Origin of the sequence: Burkholderia sp. ABCPW 14, from assembly GCF_001523835.1 — a bacterium.
In the GTDB taxonomy this organism is placed as follows: domain Bacteria; phylum Pseudomonadota; class Gammaproteobacteria; order Burkholderiales; family Burkholderiaceae; genus Burkholderia; species Burkholderia mayonis.
Genome location: NZ_LOVS01000149.1, coordinates 217,940 through 237,752 on the forward strand (window position 1 = coordinate 217,940; position 19,813 = coordinate 237,752).

Consider the following 19,813-nt stretch of genomic DNA (forward strand, 5'->3'; position numbering starts at 1 on the left):
GCGCCCTTTTTCATCGACTGAAAACACGCATATCAGAGGAAGGCGAATCGGAATGACATCCTCCTTGACCACCATCGGCAGCAGCGGCACGACCGTGAGCACGCTGCCGTTCGACACGATGAGCTCGAACAGCCAGTCGTCGAACGCGACGGGCACGAACACGACGAGCGGCACGAACGGTACGAGCGCGACGAGCGGCACGACCGGCACCGGCAGTTCGAACGCGAACATCAACGTCGCGAGCTCGCTGTCGACCACGTCGGCGAGCGACCTGCAGACGACGTTCCTCAAGCTGCTCGTCACGCAGTTGCAGAACCAGGACCCGACGAGCCCCGTCGACAGCTCGCAGATGACGTCGCAGCTCGCGCAGATCAACACGGTGAGCGGCATCGCGCAGCTGAACACGTCGCTCACGTCGCTGTCGTCGCAGCTCACGGCCGGCCAGCAGACGCAGGCGGCGATGTTGATCGGCTCGAACGTGCTGGCGCCGGGCAACACCGTGCCCGTCAAGAGCGGCGCGGCGTCGCCGTTCGGCGTGCAGCTGACGAGCGCCGTGTCGAACCTGACGATCACCGTGAAGAACGCGTCGGGCGTCGTCGTCAACACGATCAACGCGGGCGCGCAGTCGGCGGGCACCGTGCCGTTCAACTGGACGCCGACCGACACGGCCGGCAACAAGCTGCCCGACGGCACCTACACGATCAGCGCGAGCTACACCGACACGTCCGGCAAGCAGTACGCGCCGACGACGCTGTCGTCCGCGCAGGTGCTGAGCGTCGTCAAGCAGGCCGACGGCACGCCGGGGCTCGTGCTGTCGAACGGATCGACGGTCGGCTTCAGCCAGGTCGCATCGATCTTCCCGAATACCACGACGAGCGCGTCGAGCGGCAGCGCCTCGTCTTCCACCAACTGATCCAGCTTCTTCGCCACGGAGACCGAGATGGGCTATCAACAAGGTTTGAGCGGTTTGGCAGGCGCGTCGAGCGACCTCGACGTCATCGGCAACAACATCGCGAACGCGAACACGGTCGGCTTCAAGGGAAGCACCGCGCAGTTTTCCGACATGTACGCGAATTCGGTTGCGTCGGCCGTCAACAATCCGATCGGCATCGGCACGATGCTCGCGTCGGTGCAGCAGCAGTTCAGCCAGGGCACGATCGCATCGAGCACCTCGTCGCTGAACGTCGCGATCAACGGCAACGGCTTCTTCCAGATGTCGAACAACGGCGTCGTCACGTACTCGCGCGACGGCACGTTCCAGCGCGACAAGAACGGCTACATCGTCAACTCGCAGGGCCTGAACCTGATGGGCTACGCGGCCGACGCGAACGGCGTGATCAACAGTGCGGCGACTGTGCCGCTGCAGGCGCCGACGACCAACATCGCGCCGACCGCGACGACCAAGATCACCGGCCAGTTCAACCTGAACTCGCAGGACCCGGTGCCTTCGACGACGCCGTTCAACTATTCCGATCCGACGAGCTACAACTACACGACGTCGGTGCAGGCGTTCGATTCGCTCGGCGGCTCGCAGGACGTCAACCTGTACTTCGTGAAGAGCTCGACGACGGGCCAGTGGGAAGCGTACGCGGGCCCGTCGGGCCAGACGCCGACCGATCTCGGCTCGGTCAACTTCAACACGGCGGGCACGATCACGAGCACGTCGACGCCGGCCGGCGCGCCGACGACGAACGTCGGCCAGTTCTCGTTCTCGATTCCGACGACGACGGGCGCGGCGAACCCGCAGAACCTGACGCTCGACCTGACGGGCACGACGCAGTACGGCGGCAAGAACGGCATCAACAACCTCGCGCAGAACGGCTTCGCGAGCGGCGTGCTGACGACGTTCTCGATCGGCAACGACGGCAAGCTGACCGGCAACTACTCGAACGGCCAGACCGCGACGCTCGGGCAGATCGTGCTCGCGAACTTCAACAATCCGAACGGCCTCGTGAACGTCGGCAACAACCAGTACATCGAGTCGGCCGCGTCGGGCGTGCCGCAGATCTCGGCGCCCGGCAGCACGAACCACGGGACGCTGCAGGGCAGCGCGCTCGAAAACTCGAACGTCGATTTGACGAGCCAGCTCGTGGAGCTGATCACCGCGCAGCGCAACTATCAGGCGAACGCGCAGACGATCAAGACGCAGCAGGCCGTCGACCAGACGCTCATCAACCTGTAAGCGGCCTTCGCGGACAACAGCCAGCCATGGACCGACTGATCTATACGGCGATGACGGGCGCGACGCAGTCGCTCGAGCAGCAGTCCGTCGTCGCGAACAATCTCGCGAACACGTCGACGACGGGGTTCCGCGCACAGCTCGCGACGTTTCGTGCGGTGCCGATGAACTTCGACGACGGCAGCGGCAACGTCGATCCGTCGACGACCCGCACCTACACGCTGTCGTCGACGCCCGGCGCGGACTTCACGCCGGGCCCGATCGAGCGCACGGGCAATCCGCTCGACGTCGCGGTTCAGGGTCCGGGCTGGCTGTCCGTGATGTTGCCGGACGGCGGCGAGGCGTACACGCGCGCGGGCAACCTGCACGTCGACGAGAACGGGCAGCTCGTGACGGCGAACAACCTGCCCGTCGTCGGCAACGGCGGCCCGCTCGCGGTGCCGCCGAACGCGCAGCTGACGATCGGCCAGGACGGCACCGTGTCGGCGCTGATGCCGGGCGATCCGCCGACCGCCGTCGCGATGATCGATCAACTGAAGCTCGTGAATCCCGATCCCGCGGCGATGAAGCGCGGCGACGACGGCCTCTTCCGCACCGCGGACGGCAATCCCGCCGATGCCGATCCGGCCGTGCGGGTCGTGCCGAATTCGCTCGAAGGCAGCAACGTCAATCCGGTGGCGGCGATGGTGTCGATGATCGACAACGCGCGCGCGTTCGAATTGCAAACGAAGCTGATCCAGTCCGCCGACCAGAACGAGCAGGCGGCGAACCAGCTGCTCAATTTCAGCTAAGCACAGCCAAGCGCCAGACAAGGAGTCAACACGTGAACCGTTCCCTCTACATCGCCGCGACCGGCATGAACGCGCAGCAGTCGCAGATGGACGTGATCTCGAACAATCTCGCGAACGTGAGCACCAACGGCTTCAAGGGCTCGCGCGCGGTGTTCGAGGATCTGCTGTACCAGACCGTGCGCCAGCCGGGCGCGAATTCGACGCAGCAGACGGAGCTGCCGTCGGGCCTGCAGCTCGGCACGGGCGTTCAGCAGGTCGCGACCGAGCGCCTGTATACGCAGGGCAGCCTGACGCAGACCGGCAACTCGAAGGACGTCGCGATCAACGGCCAGGGCTTCTTCCAGGTGCTGATGCCGGACGGCACGAACGCCTACACGCGCGACGGCTCGTTCCAGACCAATGCGCAGGGCCAGCTCGTCACGTCGAGCGGCTATCAGGTGATTCCGGCGATCACGATCCCGCAGAACGCGACGTCGCTCACGATCGGCAGCGACGGCGTCGTGTCGATCACGCAGCCGGGCTCGAACAACGCGGTGCAGATCGGCTCGCTCCAGATCGCGACGTTCATCAACCCGGCCGGCCTCGACGCGAAGGGCGAGAACCTGTTTGCGGAGACGACGTCGTCCGGCCAGCCGAACGTGTCGCAGCCGGGCCTGAACGGCGCGGGCACGCTCAGGCAGGGCTACGTCGAGGCGTCGAACGTGAACGTCGTCCAGGAGCTCGTCAACATGATCCAGACGCAGCGCGCGTACGAAATCAACAGCAAGGCCGTGACGACGTCCGACCAGATGCTGCAGACCGTCACGCAGATGTCGCGCTAACCGGCCCCGGGTCACACGCCATGAAGCAGGTTCGTTTCCTCCCGCAACCGGCGCGCGGCGCGCGCAATGCGGTGGCGCGCCGCGCCGCCGCCGTCGCGGCCGCGCTGGCGCTGGCCGGCTGCGCGCAGCTGCCGCGCGAGCCGATCACGCAGCAGCCGATGTCGGCGACGCCGCCGATGCCGCCCGCGATGCAGGCGCCCGGCTCGATCTACAACCCGGGCTATGCGGGCCGGCCGCTCTTCGAGGATCAGCGGCCGCGCAACGTCGGGGACATCCTGACGATCGTGATCGCGGAGAACATCAACGCGACGAAGTCGTCGGGCGCGAACACGAACCGGCAGGGCAACACGAGCTTCGACGTGCCGACCGCGGGCTTCCTCGGCGGCCTCTTCAACAAGGCGAACCTGTCCGCGCAGGGCGCGAACAAATTCGCCGCGACGGGCGGCGCGAGCGCGGCGAACACGTTCAACGGCACGATCACCGTGACGGTGACGAACGTGCTGCCGAACGGCAATCTCATCGTCAGCGGCGAGAAACAGATGCTGATCAACCAGGGCAACGAATTCGTGCGCTTTTCGGGCATCGTCAATCCGAACACGATCTCGGGCCAGAACTCGGTCTACTCGACGCAGGTCGCGGACGCGAAGATCGAATACTCGGCGAAGGGCTACATCAACGAAGCCGAGACGATGGGCTGGCTGCAGCGCTTCTTCCTCAACATCGCGCCGTGGTGAAGACGATGCGTACCTTGCTCGCGCGCGTCGTGCGCCCTCTCCGCTCGACCCTCCGCGCCGCCGCGTGCTGCGCGCTCGCCGCCGCTTGCGCGTTCGTGCTCGCGCCCGTCGCCGCGCACGCGGAGCGCCTGAAGGATCTCGCGCAGATCCAGGGCGTGCGCGACAACCCGCTGATCGGCTACGGCCTCGTCGTCGGCCTCGACGGCACCGGCGACCAGACGATGCAGACGCCGTTCACGACGCAGACGCTCGCGAACATGCTCGCGAACCTCGGCATCTCGATCAACAACGGCTCGGCGAACGGCGGCTCGTCGGCGATGACGAACATGCAGCTGAAGAACGTCGCCGCGGTGATGGTGACGGCGACGCTGCCGCCGTTCGCGCGGCCGGGCGAGGCGATCGACGTGACGGTGTCGTCGCTCGGCAACGCGAAGAGCCTGCGCGGCGGCACGCTGCTCCTCACGCCGCTGAAGGGCGCGGACGGCCAGGTCTACGCGCTCGCGCAGGGCAACATGGCGGTGGGCGGCGCGGGCGCGAGCGCGAACGGCAGCCGCGTGCAGGTGAACCAGCTCGCGGCCGGGCGGATCGCCGGCGGCGCGATTGTCGAGCGGTCGGTGCCGAACGCGATCGCGCAGATGAACGGCGTGCTCCAACTGCAATTGAACGACATGGATTACGGCACCGCGCAACGGATCGTGTCGGCGGTGAATTCGAGCTTCGGCGCGGGCACCGCGATGGCGCTCGACGGCCGCACGATCCAGCTCACGGCCCCCGCCGATTCGGCGCAGCAGGTCGCGTTCATGGCGCGGCTGCAGAACCTGGAAGTGAGTCCCGACAAGGCGGCCGCGAAGGTGATCCTGAACGCGCGCACGGGCTCGATCGTGATGAACCAGATGGTGACGCTGCAGAACTGCGCGGTCGCGCACGGCAATCTGTCGGTCGTCGTCAACACGCAACCCGTCGTGTCGCAGCCGGGGCCGTTCTCGAACGGGCAGACGGTCGTCGCGCAGCAGTCGCAGATTCAGCTCAAGCAGGACAACGGCGCGCTGCGGATGGTGACGGCGGGCGCGAACCTCGCCGAAGTGGTGAAGGCGCTCAACTCGCTCGGCGCGACGCCCGCGGATCTGATGTCGATCCTGCAGGCGATGAAGGCGGCGGGCGCGCTGCGCGCGGATCTGGAGATCATCTAAGTGACGACTTTCACGAAAGCGGACGATCTGTCGCAGCGCTTCGCGCTCGACGTTCAAGGGTTCGACGCGCTGCGCTCGAAGGCCGCCGCGGCGACGCCGCGCGAAGGCGTGAAGATGGTCGCGGGCCAGTTCGACGCGATGTTCACGCAGATGATGCTGAAGAGCATGCGCGACGCGACGCCGTCGAACAGCCCCTTCGATTCGAGCTCGTCGAAGATGTACACGTCGATGCTCGACCAGCAGCTCGCGCAGCAGATGTCGGCGAAGGGCATCGGCGTCGCCGACGCGCTGGCGAAGCAACTGATGCGCAACGCGAACGTCGCGCCCGACGCGCAGGGCGAAGGCGGCCTCGTCACGATGAACGCGCTCGCGAAGGCGTATGCGAGCGCGTCGTCCGGCAACGGCGCGCTGGCGGGCACGCGCGGCTATTCGGCGGCGAGCGCGCTGACGCCGCCGCTCAAGGGCAACGGCAGCTCCGCGAACGCGGACGCGTTCGTCGAGAAGATGGCGGGCGCCGCGCAGGCGGCGAGCGCGGCGACGGGCATTCCGGCGCGCTTCATCGTCGGCCAGGCGGCGCTCGAATCCGGCTGGGGCAAGCGCGAGATCCGCGGCGCGAACGGCGAATCGAGCCACAACGTGTTCGGCATCAAGGCGACGAAGGGCTGGACCGGGCGCACGGTGTCGGCCGTCACGACCGAATACGCGAACGGCAAGCCGCACCGCGTCGTCGCGCAGTTCCGCGCGTACGACTCGTACGAGCACGCGATGACCGACTACGCGAACCTGCTGAAGAACAACCCGCGCTACGCGGGCGTGCTGAATGCGGGGCACAGCGCGGAAGGCTTCGCGCACGGAATGCAGAAGGCCGGCTACGCGACCGATCCGCACTATGCGAAGAAGCTGATTACGATCATGCAGCAGATCGGCTGACGCGAACCGAGCAACCGTTCGGTACAATTCGGACCGCGCCAGGCTTGGCCTCGCGCGGTTTTAACGTTTGCTAAAAAAATAAACTCCGGTTTCGATCTAAACTTTGCGCTGCTGTTGCCGCTAAACGTGAGAGACCAACGATCGGGCAGATCGCGCCCCGGTCATAACGCGCCCCAAAACCCGCCGGGCGCATCGAGATAAATACCGGCAAGCCATGAATACCGAACAGTCGACGAGTCAGGCCGCGAGCGCCGCCGCGCATTCCGGCCATGATTACGGCCGCCGCAATCCGCTCGAGATCGGCGTCCAGCTGCGCAATCTCGTCAATCGTGGAGATTTCCTGACCGTCCAGTACCAGGGCGGCCAACTCGTCACCCGCATTCTCGACGTCGACGTCGGCGCGCGGACCTTCGTGTTCGACTGGGGCGCGCTTGCCGATCAGAACGCGGGCATTCTCGCCGCGCCGCACTGCGTGTTCCATGCGTCGCCGGACGGCGTGCGCGTCGAATTCTCGACCGCGACCCCGCGCGAGACCCGCTACGAAAACCTCCCCGCATTCGAAGCCGACTTCCCCGACGTGCTGTACTGCGTGCAGCGCCGCGAATATTTCCGCGTCGACGCGCCGATCCTCGATCCGTACGTGTGCCGCGGCAGGCTGCCGGACGGCGAGAGCTTCCGGTTCGAAGTGCATAACCTGTCGCTGGGCGGCCTCGGGCTGCGCACGGTCGACGAGCGCGTGTCCGCGCTCGAGCCGGGCACGACGCTGCCTGACGTCGAGCTGAACCTGAACGGCCACGGGATGCTGTCGCTCGACCTGCAGCTCGTCTCGCACCGCTCGACCGACGCGCCGAACGGCACGCGCCGCTACCAGCTCGGCTTTCGCTTCGTGTCGCTGCCGGGCAACGCCGAGAACACGCTGCAGCGCCTCATCACGCAGCTCGAGATGAAGCGCCGGCAGCTCGTGCGGGCCTGATTCGCGGCGGGCGAAGCCGCCCGCGACGCCTGCGGCCGCGCTCGCGCGCCAATCGCGGGACGCCGCGCGCATTTTTGCGCATGCGCTCCCTCAATTTTTCTCACGCGCGGCCGTTATACCGGGAGTCCACGCAACCCGGCGGCCGCGGCGCGGCCGGCTCATAGGATCGCGCATGTCCAATACCCTCATGAACCTCGGGATCAGCGGCCTGAACGCCGCGCTCTGGGGGATCACCACGACCGGCCAGAACATCAGCAACTCGGCGACGCCCGGCTATTCCGTCGAGCGTCCCGTCTTCGCGGAAGCGAGCGGCCAGTACACGAGCAGCGGCTACCTGCCGCAAGGCGTGACGACCGTCACCGTCGAGCGCCAGTACAACCAGTATCTGTCGAACCAGCTCAACGCCGCGCAGACGCAGGGCAGCTCGCTGTCGACTTACTATTCGCTCGTCGCGCAACTGAACAACTACGTCGGCAGCCCGACGGCCGGCATCTCGACCGCGATCACGAACTACTTCACCGGCCTGCAGACGGTCGCGAACAACGCGGCCGATCCAGCCACGCGGCAGACCGCGATCAGCAACGCGCAGACGCTCGCGAGCCAGTTCGTGGCCGCGAGCCAGCAGTACTCGCAGTTGCGCCAGACCGTGAACTCGCAGCTCACCGACACCGTCACGAAGATCAACGGCTACACCACGCAGATCGCGCAGCTCAACGAGCAGATCGCATCGGCAAGCTCGCAGGGCCAGCCGCCGAACCAGCTGCTCGACCAGCGCGATCTCGCGGTGTCGAACCTGTCGCAGCTCGCGGGCGTGCAGGTCGTGCAGAGCAACGGCAGCTACAGCGTGTTCCTGTCGGGCGGCCAGCCGCTCGTCGTCGGGAACGCGAGCTATCAGCTCGCCGCCGTCGCGTCGCCGTCCGATCCGAGCGAACTCACGATCGTGTCGAAGGGCATGGCGGGTGCGAACCCGCCCGGCGACACCCAGTACCTGCCCGACGTGTCGCTGACGGGCGGCACGCTGGGCGGCCTGCTCGCGTTCCGCCGCCAGACGCTCGATCCCGCGCAGGCGCAGCTCGGCGCGCTCGCCGTCAGCTTCGCCGCGCAGGTCAACGCGCAGAACGCGCTCGGCATCGACCTGTCCGGCAATCCGGGCGGCAATCTCTTCACGGTCGGCAGCCCGGTCGTCTATGCGAACCAGGGCAATACCGGCAGCGCGACGCTGTCCGTATCGATCGCGGACGGCACGCAGCCGCCGTCTAGCGACTACTCGCTGTCGTTCGACGGCGCGAAATACACGCTGACCGATCGTGCGACGGGCAGCGTCGTCGGCACGGCGACGCCGACGTCCACGCCGCCGACGATGACGATCGGTGGCTTGAATCTGTCGCTGACGAGCACGCCCGCCGCAGGCGACGCGTTCACCGTGCTGCCGACGCGCGGCGCGCTCGACGGCTTCGCGCTCGCGACCTCGAACGGCTCGGCGATCGCGGCGGCGTCGCCGGTGCTCGCGGCGAGCGCGCCGACGAACAGCGGCACGGGCGCGATCACGCAGGGCTCGGTGAGCGCGGGCTATCAGCTGCCGTCCGGCACGACGACGCTCACGTACAACGCGTCGTCGAAGACGCTGTCGGGCTTCCCGCTCGGCACGACGGTGACGGTCGCGGGTCCCCCGTCGGCGTCGTACGACATCACGACCGCGACGCCGTCCGTGCCGTACGACCCGTCGAAGGGCGCGGCGATGACGATTTCGAGCACGACGCAGCCGCCGTCGTCGACCGTGATCAACGGCGTGAGCGTGTCGCTGTCGGGCACGCCCGCGGACGGCGACCAGTTCACGATCGGCGCGAACAAGGGCACGAACGACGGCCGCAATGCGCTCGCGCTGTCGCAACTCGTCAACTCGAAGACGATGAACAACGGCACGACGACGCTGACGGGCGCGTACGCGGGCTACGTGAACGCGATCGGCAACGCGGCGAGCCAGTTGAAGGCGTCGAGCACCGCGCAGACGGCGCTCATCGGCCAGATCACGGCGCAGCAGCAGTCGGTGTCGGGCGTGAACCAGAACGAGGAAGCGGCGAACCTGATGCAGTATCAGCAGCTCTATCAGGCGAACGCGAAGGTGATCCAGACGGCGGATTCGCTGTTCCAGACCGTGCTCGGTCTCTTCAACTGAACGAGGTAGACGGCGATGCGCATTTCCAGCTCTCAGCTCTACAGCCTGAACGTCGACATGATGAACGACCAGCAGGCGCAGATCGCTCAGCTCTACCAGCAGGTGTCGAGCGGCGTCAGCCTGACGACGCCCGCCGACAATCCGCTCGCGGCCGCGCAGGCGGTCCAGCTGTCGGCGACGTCGGCGACGCTTGCGCAGTACACGTCGAACCAGTCTGTCGTCCTGACCGCACTGCAGACCGAGAGCACGACGCTCACGAGCGTAAACGACGTGCTCAACGCCGCGTATCAGGCGATCTTGCACGCGGGCGACGGCGGGCTGTCCGACAGCGACCGCGCGGCGCTCGCCGAGCAGATCCAGGGCTCGCGCGACCACCTGCTCACACTCGCGAACACAGCGGACGGCGCCGGCAACTACCTGTTCTCGGGCTTCCAGCCGACGACGCAGCCGTTCTCGAACAAGCCGGGCGGCGGCGTCACGTACGCCGGCGACTACGGCGCGCGGACCGTGCAGATCGCCGACACGCGCACGATCTCGCAGGGCGACAACGGCGCGAGCGTGTTCACGTCGGTGCCGTTCCTCGGCAGCCTGCCCGTGCCGGCCGCAGGCGCGAGCAACACGGGCACGGGCACGATCGGCGCGGTCAGCATCGCGAATCCGTCCGATCCGACCAACACGCACCAGTTCACGATCACGTTCGGCGGCACGGCGGCGGCGCCGACCTACACGGTGACCGACAACACGGTCGCGCCGCCGACGACGACCACCGCGCAGCCGTACTCGGCGGGCGTGGCGATCAATCTCGGCGGGCAGACGGTCGCGGTGTCGGGCACGCCGGCGGCGGGCGACACGTTCACGGTGACGCCCGCGCCGCAGGCGGGCACCGACGTGTTCGCGACGCTCGACACGGTGATTGCCGCGCTGAAGACGCCCGTCGGCAACAGTTCGACCGCGTCGACCGCGCTGACGAACACGATGGCCACCGCGTCGACGAAGCTGATGAACACGATGACGAACGTGCTGACCGTGCAGGCATCGGTCGGCGGCCGCCTGCAGGAAGTGAAGGCGATGCAGTCGGTGACGACGACGAATTCGCTTCAGACGGCGAACAGCCTGTCGAACCTGACCGATACGAACCTGCCGGCCGCGATCAGCCAGTTCCTGCAACTGCAGAATTCGCTGAGCGCCGCGCAAAAGGCGTTCGTGCAGATGCAGAATCTGTCGCTGTTCCAGTATCTGAATCCGTAAGCATCGCGGCCTGCGCTCGCGATTCGGCGGTGATGTCCAGGCGAATCGCATCGCGCTCGGCGGCGGCTGCGCCGTCCGCGGCGAGCCTTGTGCGGTGAAGCGGGCGGCGCGGGCCGCCCGTTTTGCTTTCGGGCGCGGCTTCGTTGCAGTCGAGTTTGCGGGCGCGGGCGCCATGCCGGATGCGTCGGGACGGCAAGTCGCCGAATGGCCTTGTCGCCGCGACCGTGCGGACCGCATCGGCTGCATGAGCCGCATGACCGCTTCGGACGCGACTGCGCCGGCTCGCGTATCCTCGGCGCACGTCGGCGCCGGCCGCGCGCCCGATGCATCCGCCTCTTTGCCCGCGTCCCGCCTGCTGCCTTCGACGCGGGCCGCCTTCGCCGCATCCGCGCGCGTTGCCTTTCCCGTTCCTTGCGTTTCCTGTCCGCGCGCATGCCGCGCGGCGGCCGTTTTTGCGCGCCGCTTGTCAGCGCGATTCCCGCTTCGTACACTCGCGCCTGATTTTGCCTCGACGCGCCGTCGCGCGCGCCTCAATCCAGACTACAAGGAGAATCCCGCGATGGCCGATTCCTATTTCCCGCGGTGGCGCGCGCAGCCGCGCGACGACGCGGCCCGCGTCGTCGCCCCCGACGAGCGCCTGCCGTGGCCGCAGACGTTTGCGATGGGCGTGCAGCACGTCGTCGCGATGTTCGGCTCGACCGTGCTCGCGCCGCTCCTGATGGGCTTCGATCCGAACCTCTGCATCCTGATGTCCGGGATCGGCACGTTGCTCTTCTTCGTGCTCGTCGGCGGCCGCGTGCCGAGCTATCTCGGCTCGAGCTTCGCGTTCATCGGCCTCGTGATCGCGGTGACGGGCTACGGCGGCGGCGGCGCGAACCCGAACGTGCCCGTTGCGCTCGGCGGGATCGTCGCGTGCGGCGTCGTCTATGCGCTGATCGGCGTCGTCGTGTCGGCGATCGGCACCCGCTGGATCGAGGCGCTGATGCCGCCCGTCGTCACGGGATCGATCGTCGCGGTGATCGGGCTCAACCTCGCGCCGATCGCGGTGAAGAGCGTCTCCGCGTCGACGTTCGATTCGACGCTCGCGCTCGTGACCGTGCTCTGCGTCGGCGGCGTCGCGGTGTTCGCGCGCGCAATGCTGCAGCGGCTTCTGATTCTCGTCGGCGTGCTGATCGCCTATGCGATCTACGCGGCGCTCACGAACGGCATGGGGCTCGGCAAGCCGATCGATTTCGCGAGCGTCGCGAACGCCGCGTGGTTCGGCGTGCCGACGTTCCATCGGCCGGTGTTCGATCCGCACGCGATGCTGCTGATCGCGCCCGTGGCGGTGATCCTCGTCGCCGAGAATCTCGGCCACATCAAGGCGGTGAGCGCGATGACGGGCCGCAATCTCAATCGCTACGTCGGCCGCGCGTTCGTCGGCGACGGGCTCGCGACGATCGTGTCGGGCAGCATGGGCGGCACGGGCGTGACGACGTATGCGGAGAACATCGGCGTGATGGCGGTCACGCGGATCTACTCGACGCTCGTGTTCGTCGCGGCCGCGCTGATCGCGATCGTGCTCGGCTTTTCGCCGAAGTTCGGCGCGGTGATCCAAACGATTCCGGGGCCGGTGCTGGGCGGCGTGTCGATCGTCGTGTTCGGCCTCATTGCGGTGACGGGCGCGCGGATCTGGGTCGTGAACCGCGTCGACTTCTCGGACAACCGGAATCTGATCGTCGCGGCCGTCACGCTCGTGCTCGGCGCGGGCGACTTCTCGCTGAAGTTCGGCGGCTTCGCGCTCGGCGGGATCGGCACCGCGACGTTCGGCGCGATCCTGCTCTATGCACTGCTGCGCAAGGAGAAGGAGCCGGGGCCGATGGTGTGAGCGACGGCGGCTCGGAGGCGAGGCGTGGCGGGAGTTGATCGAGGCGCGGCGGTCGGCGTGCGGGGGCGGAGTACAGAGGTCGAGGCGCGGGGCGGTCGAGGCGCGGCGGTCGGCGTGCGGCGGTCGAAGTGCGGCGGTCAAAGTGCGGCGGTCAAAGTGCGGCGGTCAAAGTGCGGCGGTCAAAGTGCGGCGGTCAAAGTGCGGCGGTCAAAGTGCGGCGGGTGGTGCGATCGCACGGCGTTCGTTGCGCGCTCGATCGGCGCGGCGCGTCGCGTAGCAACCGGTCGTCCGGTCGACCCTCTCGACCCGACGCCCGCCCGGATATTCAGCCGCCGTGAGCCTGCGCTTCGAGCCACGCACAGAACCGGCCGACGAGCGCCTCGCCCGCCGTCTCGCGCGGCGCGATCCACCAGTAGCTGCGCGTCGCGATTCGCGGGCCCGGCAGCGGCGTCACGAGCCGGCCGCTCGCGAGTTCGTCGGCGATGAGCGGCAGCGGCCCGAGCGCGACGCCGAGGCCGTCCACTGCCGCCTGCAGCGCGAGATAGAAGTGGTCGAACGACTGCTTCTTGCGGCCCTTCATCGGCGTGCCCGCCGCGGCGAACCACTCGCGCCACGCGTCGGGGCGCGTATCCGAATGCAGCAGCACGTGGCGCGCGAGATCGTCCGCGCTCGCGATCGGCGCGCGCTTCAGGAGCGCCGGACTGCACACGGGAATCATGCTTTCGTCGAGGAACCGGCCGCTCGCGCAGTTCGGCCAGCGGCCGGGGCCGCGCCGGATCGCAACGTCGAAGCCGTCGAGCGAGCCGAGCGGCGCATTCGACGTCGACAGCTTCAGCTCGACGTTCGGCGCCTCGCGCTGGAACCGCGACAGGCGCGGCAGCAGCCATTTCATTGCGAATGTCGGCAGCGCGTTGATGCGCAGCACGCGCGCGGCGCCCGTCTCGCGCAACTGCTCGGTCGCGTGCGCGATGCTGTCGAACGCCGCCTCGACGGTCGCGAGATAGCGGCGGCCTTCGTCGGTGAGCTTCACCCGCTTGCCGTGCCGGTGGAACACCGGCTTGCCGAGCCACGCCTCGAACGCGGCGATCTGCCGGCTGATGGCACCGTGGGTCACATGCAGCTCCTCGCCCGCGGCGCTGAAGCTTTCGTGTCTTGCGGCTGCCTCGAAGGCCTTCAGTGCAGGAAATGGTGGGAGATCGCGTGCCATGCTTGTGATTCTAGATCACAAAGCTGCGCCGATAAAATCGTTTGGAGCCCACGGCGAACGGGCGTAATCTCGGCTCGTGAAAATTGCGAGGACTCCCATGCAATCTTGTTCCGAACCCGCCGGCGGCGAACACGCGGTCGACGTCCGCATCGTCGATCTGTTCGTCGGTTTCCTCGGTCTCGGGCTGATGTCGTTCGGCGGCGCGCTGCCGTTTGCGCGCCGCGCGCTCGTCGAGGAGCGCCGCTGGCTGACCGCCGACGCGTTCACCGATCTGCTCGGCCTCTGCCAGTTTTTGCCGGGCGGCAACGTGATCAACCTGTCGGTCGCGGTCGGCATGAAGTTTCGCGGCGTGCCGGGCGCGATCGCGGGCCTGCTCGGCCTCGTCGCGGGGCCGACGCTCGTCGTCATCGGGCTTGGCGTGCTGTATGCGAAGACGCAGCAGAATCCGAGTGTCCATCATCTGTTCGGCGGCCTCGCGGCGGCCGCGGCGGGCCTCCTCGTCGCGATGGCGGTGAAGGTCGCGAAGCCGCTGCGACACACGCGCATGGCCGCGTGTGTCGCGGCGCTCGCGTTCGTCGCGATCGCGGTGCTGCGCGCGCCGCTGTTGCCGACGATGCTCGTGCTGACGCCGGTGAGCATCTGGCTCGCATCGCGCGCGCCGCGCGGGGCGAACACGAGCGCGCGGGGCGTGCGGCGATGAGCGACACACTTGCCGCGCTCGCGGTGATCTTCGGCCAGCTATCGCTGCTCGCGTTCGGCGGCGGCAACACGATCCTGCCCGAGATGCAGCGCCAGGTCGTCGATGTCCATCACTGGATGAGCGCGCAGGCGTTCACCGCGCTCTTCGCGCTCGCGCAGGCGGCGCCGGGGCCGAACATGATGATCGTGCCGCTCGTCGGCTGGCACGTCGCGAGCTGGCCCGGCCTGCTCGTGTCGTCGCTCGCGAAGTTCGGGCCGTCGTCGATCGTGACGATGCTCGCGCTGCACGCGTGGGAGCGCTTCAAGGACAAGCCGTGGCGGCGCTACGTGCAGCAGGGGATGATGCCCGTCACCGCGGGCCTCGTCGTCGCGAGCGCGGTGCTGATCTCCGAGGCGTCGAACCGGTCGGCGCTGCAATGGGGAATCACGGCGGCGGTCGCGGTGCTCGCGTATCGCACCCGCGTGCATCCGCTGTGGCTGCTCGCGGGCGGCGCGCTCGCCGGGCTCGTCGGCGGTCACTTCGCGTAGGCGGGCCGCGGCGGCGCGCGGCGCGCATCGCGCGGCAAGACGGGCGCGAATGCTTGCGCGTCGACGCCGGGGCCGCGTGAGCGCCGCCGCTGAGTCTGCCGCTGAGTCTGCCGCTGAGTCTGCCGCTGAGTCCGCCGCCGCTCGTGCGCGCCGAGCACGTGCCCGATTGCCGGGCGAACGTCAGTCGGCCGCGTGCGCGTTGTTCTTCACGAGACCGAGCAGCTTGCCCCGCTCGGTGTTCAGATCGGTGCCTGTCGACGACCAGTCGAGCAAGTAGCCGTGGTTGAGCGAATCGCGCACGATCGACGAGTAATCGGACTTCGCAAGCTTGCCGTCGCGCATCGCGCGGTTCACTTCGTCCTGGAGATCCGGCGTGAAGCCGGGATAGGCGGCGACGAGCGCCGCGTACTGGCGCGCATCGATTTCGTCCGATTCGCGGTTGAACGCCCACACAACGACGAGCACGATCGCGACGAACGGCACGGCGGTGTAGCGCAGGAAGAATTTGGCGGCTGTCATGGCAAGGCGGATGCAGTGAATCGTGAGACGGATCGCCGGGTGTGGGCGGCGTGTACAAGCGGGCGAGTATACTTTCACGCATTCGATCAACTGCAAACAAGGCTGCAACACCATGTCGACGCTTCCCGCCTGCCCACAATGCGCAATGGAAAACACGTATCCGGACGGCGAACATTATATTTGCGCGGACTGCGGGCACGAATGGCCGATCGCGGGCGAGGCGGGCGCCGCCGATGACGACGCGTCCGCCGTCGTGAAGGACGCGAACGGCAACGTGCTCGCCGACGGCGATGCGGTCGTGCTGATCAAGGACCTGAAAGTGAAGGGTTCGTCGATCACGCTGAAGATGGGCACGAAGGTGAAGAGCATCCGGCTCGTCGGCGGCGATCACGAAGTCGACTGCAAGATGGACGCCGGCAACTTCATGCTGAAGGCGTGCTATCTGAAGAAGGTCTGAGCGGCGCGCGACGGACGATGAATCTCGACGCCGCAAGCCGCAACCTGACGGTTGCGTCGCTGCTCACGCTGTCGGGCGGCTATCTCGACGCGTACACGTACGTCGGCCACGGCCACGTATTCGCGAACACGATGACGGGCAACGTCGCGCTGCTCGGGATCAACCTGTCGGCAGGCGACTGGGCGCAGGCGCTGCACCACGTGCCGCCGCTCGTCGGGTTCGTGATCGCGGTGTTCGTCGCGCATACGCTCGGCCTCGCCGCGCAGAAGGGCTGGATTCGGCACACCGCGTTCATCAGCCTGATCGTCGAGATCGTTTTTCTCGCGTTCGCGTCGAGCGGCTGGCCCGCGATGTCGAGTGCGTGGCTGATTCCGGGCATCTCGTTCGCCGCGACGCTGCAGACGCTGTCGTTCACGCATCTCGAGGATCTGTCGTACACGTCGGTGATGACGACGGGCAACCTGCGGCGTGCCGCGCAACTGCTGTTCGCCGGCCTGATCCCGCGCTACGACGCGCTCGCGCTGCACGACTCGGGCCTTCTCGCGGTGATCAGTTTCTGCTTTCTCGCGGGCGCGGTGCTGGGCGGCTTCGTCACGCGCACGATCGGCGACGGCGCGTTGTGGGGAGCGGTGCTGCTGCTCGTCGCGGCGTTCGCTGAAATCGTCCGGCGCGCGCGCTACGATGCGGGTGTCGCCGTGCAACGCGATTGACGCCGCCGCGCGGGATGCTCGGCGTGGCGAATCCATCGAATGCATTGAACGCATCGAATGCATCGAACAACAACGATAGCGAGGGCGCATCCATGCAGTTTTCTTCCGCGATTCCGGTGCTGCGCATCTTCTCCGAGCAGAAGGCAAGGGAGTTCTACGTCGATTTCCTGGGCTTCGCGGTCGCATGGGAGCATCGCTTCGAGCCCGGCCTGCCGCTTTACGCCGAAGTGCGGCGCGGCGATCTGATCCTGCATCTGAGCGAGCATCACGGCGACGCGACGCCGGGCTCGACCGTCTTCGTGCCGCTCGAAGGCATCGACGCGCTCTCCGCCGAGCTGAACGCCAAGCGCTATCCGTATGCGCGCCCGGGGATCGAGCGATACGACTGGGGGCGGGTGATGCAGATCGCCGATCCGTTCGGCAACCGCTTGCGCTTTTGCGAGCGCGACGCGCAGGGCGCCTGAGCACCCGAACGCCGTTGGCCGGCGCGCACCGTTGCGCCACGACTACAACGCCGCGATTCTCGCGGCGTTTATTTTTTTACAGAGCTTACATCGTCATATGATTCGTGGGCTCGCCGCACGCGGCACGTATGCGCGGCGGAGTCGGCCGCGGCCGTGGCCGGAGAAGAGATGGAGACAATTCATAAAGGAAAGCTCATGAAGCAAACCACCAAGATTGCGGGACTGGTAGGAGGGATGACGCTGGCGATCGCAAGCCAGCAGGCGACGGCGCAGAGTTCGGTGACGCTCTGGGGTGTCGCGGATGTGAGCCTGCGCTATCTGAGCAACTCGAACGCGCAGAACGACGGGCGCTTTTTCATGACGAACGGCGCGATCACCAACAGCCGCATCGGCCTGCACGGCAGCGAAGACCTGGGCGGAGGCCTGAAGGCGATCTTCAACCTCGAAAGCGGCGTCAATTTGCAGGACGGCTCGTTCTCGGACAGCAAGCGCATCTTCAATCGCGCCGCATACGTCGGCCTGTCGAGCCAGTACGGAACCGTGACGCTCGGCCGCCAGAAGACGGTGCTGTTCGATCTGCTGAGCGACACGTACGATCCGCTGACGGTCGGCAACTATCTGGAGAACGCGTGGCTGCCGGTTGCGCTCGGCGCGGGCCTGTACACGGACAACTCGGTCAAGTACCGCGGCACGTTCGGCGGCCTGACGATCGGCGCGATGTACTCGTTCGGCACCGACTCGACATCGTCGACGGGCGCGGGCGGCTTCTCCGGCCAGATCCCCGGCCACACGGGCGCGGGCAACATGTACGGCTTCTCGCTGTCGTATGTCGCCGGGCCCGTCAGCGTCGCGGCGGGCGTCCAGCAGAACAGCGACAACTCGAATCGCAAGCAGACGATCTATCACGCGAACGTCGTCTATGCGTTCAGCAAGGCGAAGATCTATGCGGGCTATCTGCATTCGAAGGACGACACGGGCTTCGTCGACTCGCTGCTCGCGCAGCAGCCGGGCCTCTTCACGAACGGCGCGCCGAAGCGCACGGGCCGGATCGACGACGGTCCGTTTGCCGGCGCGAGCTGGCAGGCGACGCCCGCGCTCACGCTCACGGGCGCGTTCTACTATGATCGGATGCGCAACGCGACGGTCGCGAACGGCCAGCTCGACAGCGGCAACCGCTACACGGTCGTCGGCCTCGTCGAGTACGCGCTGTCGAAGCGCACCGAGATCTACGGCACCGTCGACTTCAACAAGGTGAACGGCGCGGCGACGGTCGAACTGCCGGGCCGCAGCAACCAGACGGGCGTCGCGATCGGCTTGCGCAACATCTTCTGAGCGGCCCGACGTCGCGCAGATCCAGTGAAAAGGCCCGCGCGAGCGGGCCTTGTCGTTGACGTGTCCCGGCGTTTCGCGCTTCGGCATCGATGCGCGGCGTCCGCATCACGCGTATGCCCGAGGCAGCGCACGCATCGCCGCGCGCGCCGTCACGCCGTGCCGGCTCAACGCGCGGCGCTCACCGCGCTGCCCGCCTGCTGCGACACCTGTGTGAGGATCTGCTTGGCCGCCGTGAACGATTGATTCATGTAGATCTTCGTGAACGAATGGCCGAGCGGATCGGTGCCCAGATGCATGCCGAGCGAAAAATTCGACGGCAACACCGTCTGCACGAGGCCGAGGCTGCCGATCACCGTGTCCGACGACGACGTCAGATAGCTCGAGCCCGGCAGCAGATAGCGCGCCGCATTGCCGACGTTCACCGAGCTGATCTTGCCTTGCGCGCGCTCCGGTCCCGTGATCAGCAGGTTCGTCTCGAAATTTGCGTACAGCGTGCCCTGCGAGTGGCCGACGAGCACGACCTTGCGGTTCTGCTGCAGATACGTGCGGTACCGGTTCAGATGATCCGGCAGCTCGGGAATCTCGCTTTTCGTCAGGATGTCGATGTATTTCTGTTGCAGCGCCGTGTCCATGCCGCCCGCCGGAATCGTGCCGCCGTCGATCGCACGCCAGAAATCCGCCGGGCTCGCGCCTTCGACCGATTTCTGCTTGAATACCTGCCACAAGTCGTTGAACATGCCTTGCGTCGCGTTGTACGCGTTGCCGTACACGTACGCATTGCTCGTGTCCCGCGCGTTCAGCTCGTTCTTCAGCACCTGCAGGCTCGCGATCGCATCGTCGAACGTGTTGTTGATGCCGTTGACGAACACGATCGCGGAACCGGGCGCGGCAGTCGCGGCGGCCGTCGTCTGCGCGGCGCTCGGGCTCGTCGAGTAGGGCAACGCGACCAGCGCGCCGGCAATCATCAGTGTCACTGACTTTTTCATCG

20 protein-coding genes are annotated in these 19,813 nt (G+C 67.2%); 17 read left to right on the forward strand and 3 right to left on the reverse strand.

Translation table 11 applies throughout. The features are described 5' to 3' along the window. Positions 1-52 precede the first annotated feature (52 nt). The 11 genes from flgD (at position 53) to WS62_RS24460 (ending at position 12,909) form a co-directional block, all read left to right on the forward strand. Positions 53-913: a flagellar hook assembly protein FlgD gene (gene flgD / locus WS62_RS24410; protein ID WP_066576299.1), complete on the forward strand. Its 861-nt coding sequence runs from the start codon at positions 53-55 to the stop codon at positions 911-913. A 27-nt stretch (positions 914-940) separates the two neighbouring features. Further along, entirely contained in the window at positions 941-2,182 is a 1,242-nt protein-coding gene (gene flgE, locus WS62_RS24415; RefSeq protein WP_066576302.1) for a flagellar hook protein FlgE, read from the forward strand. Positions 2,183-2,208: 26 nt separating this feature from the next. Continuing rightward, positions 2,209-2,970, forward strand: a complete 762-nt coding sequence (gene flgF, locus WS62_RS24420) for a flagellar basal-body rod protein FlgF (protein WP_066576305.1) — start codon at positions 2,209-2,211, stop codon at positions 2,968-2,970. 32 nt (positions 2,971-3,002) lie between these two features. Further along, a complete protein-coding gene (gene flgG, locus WS62_RS24425) occupies positions 3,003-3,791 on the forward strand; it encodes a flagellar basal-body rod protein FlgG (RefSeq protein ID WP_066495936.1) in 789 nt (262 codons plus the stop codon). 20 nt (positions 3,792-3,811) lie between these two features. Further along, positions 3,812-4,525, forward strand: coding sequence for a flagellar basal body L-ring protein FlgH (gene flgH, locus WS62_RS24430; protein ID WP_066576307.1), 714 nt, complete (start codon positions 3,812-3,814; stop codon positions 4,523-4,525). Further along, a complete protein-coding gene (locus WS62_RS24435) occupies positions 4,519-5,715 on the forward strand; it encodes a flagellar basal body P-ring protein FlgI (protein WP_066576309.1) in 1,197 nt (398 codons plus the stop codon). Before flgH ends, WS62_RS24435 begins: the two co-directional genes overlap by 7 nt. Further along, positions 5,716-6,645 carry a flagellar assembly peptidoglycan hydrolase FlgJ gene (flgJ, locus tag WS62_RS24440; RefSeq protein WP_066576310.1) on the forward strand — a complete coding sequence of 310 codons (930 nt, stop codon included), beginning with the start codon at positions 5,716-5,718 and terminating at the stop codon, positions 6,643-6,645. 214 nt (positions 6,646-6,859) lie between these two features. Further along, entirely contained in the window at positions 6,860-7,618 is a 759-nt protein-coding gene (locus tag WS62_RS24445; protein ID WP_066576311.1) for a flagellar brake protein, read from the forward strand. 172 nt (positions 7,619-7,790) lie between these two features. Next, positions 7,791-9,794 (forward strand): flagellar hook-associated protein FlgK, encoded by a 2,004-nt coding sequence (gene flgK, locus WS62_RS24450; protein ID WP_066576312.1) that lies wholly within the window; start codon positions 7,791-7,793, stop codon positions 9,792-9,794. A gap of 15 nt (positions 9,795-9,809) precedes the next feature. Next, the gene (flgL, locus tag WS62_RS24455) at positions 9,810-11,042 is read left to right on the forward strand and encodes a flagellar hook-associated protein FlgL (protein WP_066576314.1); all 1,233 of its coding nucleotides are present in this window, start codon (positions 9,810-9,812) and stop codon (positions 11,040-11,042) included. 559 nt (positions 11,043-11,601) lie between these two features. Continuing rightward, positions 11,602-12,909 carry a solute carrier family 23 protein gene (locus WS62_RS24460; protein WP_066576317.1) on the forward strand — a complete coding sequence of 436 codons (1,308 nt, stop codon included), beginning with the start codon at positions 11,602-11,604 and terminating at the stop codon, positions 12,907-12,909. Positions 12,910-13,234: 325 nt separating this feature from the next. Here the strand turns inward: WS62_RS24460 and WS62_RS24465 are convergent, their stop codons facing one another. Further along, a complete protein-coding gene (locus WS62_RS24465; protein WP_066576319.1) occupies positions 13,235-14,116 on the reverse strand; it encodes a transcriptional regulator GcvA in 882 nt (293 codons plus the stop codon). A 97-nt stretch (positions 14,117-14,213) separates the two neighbouring features. Here WS62_RS24465 and WS62_RS24470 point away from each other — a divergent pair, with 97 nt between their 5' ends. Together WS62_RS24470 and WS62_RS24475 are read left to right on the forward strand one after the other, a co-directional pair. Beyond that, the gene (locus WS62_RS24470; protein WP_066576320.1) at positions 14,214-14,816 is read left to right on the forward strand and encodes a chromate transporter; all 603 of its coding nucleotides are present in this window, start codon (positions 14,214-14,216) and stop codon (positions 14,814-14,816) included. Next, positions 14,813-15,343 carry a chromate transporter gene (locus WS62_RS24475; protein WP_066495904.1) on the forward strand — a complete coding sequence of 177 codons (531 nt, stop codon included), beginning with the start codon at positions 14,813-14,815 and terminating at the stop codon, positions 15,341-15,343. Before WS62_RS24470 ends, WS62_RS24475 begins: the two co-directional genes overlap by 4 nt. Positions 15,344-15,523: 180 nt before the next feature. Here the strand turns inward: WS62_RS24475 and WS62_RS24480 are convergent, their stop codons facing one another. Beyond that, a complete protein-coding gene (locus WS62_RS24480) occupies positions 15,524-15,862 on the reverse strand; it encodes a hypothetical protein (RefSeq protein WP_066576322.1) in 339 nt (112 codons plus the stop codon). 112 nt (positions 15,863-15,974) lie between these two features. On the opposite strand from WS62_RS24480, the gene WS62_RS24485 reads away from it, so the two are divergent. From WS62_RS24485 to WS62_RS24500, 4 genes are all read left to right on the forward strand, one after another. After that, positions 15,975-16,319: a zinc ribbon domain-containing protein YjdM gene (locus WS62_RS24485; RefSeq protein ID WP_066576327.1), complete on the forward strand. Its 345-nt coding sequence runs from the start codon at positions 15,975-15,977 to the stop codon at positions 16,317-16,319. A 17-nt stretch (positions 16,320-16,336) separates the two neighbouring features. Then, a complete protein-coding gene (locus WS62_RS24490; RefSeq protein WP_066495898.1) occupies positions 16,337-17,029 on the forward strand; it encodes a YoaK family protein in 693 nt (230 codons plus the stop codon). Positions 17,030-17,121: 92 nt separating this feature from the next. After that, a complete protein-coding gene (locus WS62_RS24495) occupies positions 17,122-17,493 on the forward strand; it encodes a glyoxalase superfamily protein (RefSeq protein WP_066496177.1) in 372 nt (123 codons plus the stop codon). A gap of 195 nt (positions 17,494-17,688) precedes the next feature. Continuing rightward, positions 17,689-18,825 carry a porin gene (locus tag WS62_RS24500; protein ID WP_066576328.1) on the forward strand — a complete coding sequence of 379 codons (1,137 nt, stop codon included), beginning with the start codon at positions 17,689-17,691 and terminating at the stop codon, positions 18,823-18,825. A 164-nt stretch (positions 18,826-18,989) separates the two neighbouring features. On the opposite strand, the gene WS62_RS24505 is transcribed toward WS62_RS24500, so the two are convergent. After that, the gene (locus tag WS62_RS24505; RefSeq protein WP_066576339.1) at positions 18,990-19,799 is read right to left on the reverse strand and encodes a hypothetical protein; all 810 of its coding nucleotides are present in this window, start codon (positions 19,797-19,799) and stop codon (positions 18,990-18,992) included. Positions 19,800-19,813 lie beyond the last annotated feature (14 nt).

What these genes read in the sequence shown, in the direction of transcription:
- WS62_RS24475 (WP_066495904.1), top strand. Translation starts at nt 14,813, where the DNA reads ATGAGCGACACACTTGCCGCGCTCGCGGTGATCTTCGGCCAGCTATCG.
- flgK (WP_066576312.1), top strand. Translation starts at nt 7,791, where the DNA reads ATGTCCAATACCCTCATGAACCTCGGGATCAGCGGCCTGAACGCCGCG.
- flgD (WP_066576299.1), top strand. Translation starts at nt 53, where the DNA reads ATGACATCCTCCTTGACCACCATCGGCAGCAGCGGCACGACCGTGAGC.
- WS62_RS24480 (WP_066576322.1), bottom strand. Translation starts at nt 15,862, where the DNA reads ATGACAGCCGCCAAATTCTTCCTGCGCTACACCGCCGTGCCGTTCGTC.
- flgE (WP_066576302.1), top strand. Translation starts at nt 941, where the DNA reads ATGGGCTATCAACAAGGTTTGAGCGGTTTGGCAGGCGCGTCGAGCGAC.
- WS62_RS24460 (WP_066576317.1), top strand. Translation starts at nt 11,602, where the DNA reads ATGGCCGATTCCTATTTCCCGCGGTGGCGCGCGCAGCCGCGCGACGAC.
- WS62_RS24490 (WP_066495898.1), top strand. Translation starts at nt 16,337, where the DNA reads ATGAATCTCGACGCCGCAAGCCGCAACCTGACGGTTGCGTCGCTGCTC.
- WS62_RS24470 (WP_066576320.1), top strand. Translation starts at nt 14,214, where the DNA reads ATGCAATCTTGTTCCGAACCCGCCGGCGGCGAACACGCGGTCGACGTC.
- WS62_RS24445 (WP_066576311.1), top strand. Translation starts at nt 6,860, where the DNA reads ATGAATACCGAACAGTCGACGAGTCAGGCCGCGAGCGCCGCCGCGCAT.
- flgH (WP_066576307.1), top strand. Translation starts at nt 3,812, where the DNA reads ATGAAGCAGGTTCGTTTCCTCCCGCAACCGGCGCGCGGCGCGCGCAAT.
- WS62_RS24500 (WP_066576328.1), top strand. Translation starts at nt 17,689, where the DNA reads ATGAAGCAAACCACCAAGATTGCGGGACTGGTAGGAGGGATGACGCTG.
- WS62_RS24465 (WP_066576319.1), bottom strand. Translation starts at nt 14,116, where the DNA reads ATGGCACGCGATCTCCCACCATTTCCTGCACTGAAGGCCTTCGAGGCA.
- WS62_RS24495 (WP_066496177.1), top strand. Translation starts at nt 17,122, where the DNA reads ATGCAGTTTTCTTCCGCGATTCCGGTGCTGCGCATCTTCTCCGAGCAG.
- flgF (WP_066576305.1), top strand. Translation starts at nt 2,209, where the DNA reads ATGGACCGACTGATCTATACGGCGATGACGGGCGCGACGCAGTCGCTC.
- WS62_RS24485 (WP_066576327.1), top strand. Translation starts at nt 15,975, where the DNA reads ATGTCGACGCTTCCCGCCTGCCCACAATGCGCAATGGAAAACACGTAT.
- flgL (WP_066576314.1), top strand. Translation starts at nt 9,810, where the DNA reads ATGCGCATTTCCAGCTCTCAGCTCTACAGCCTGAACGTCGACATGATG.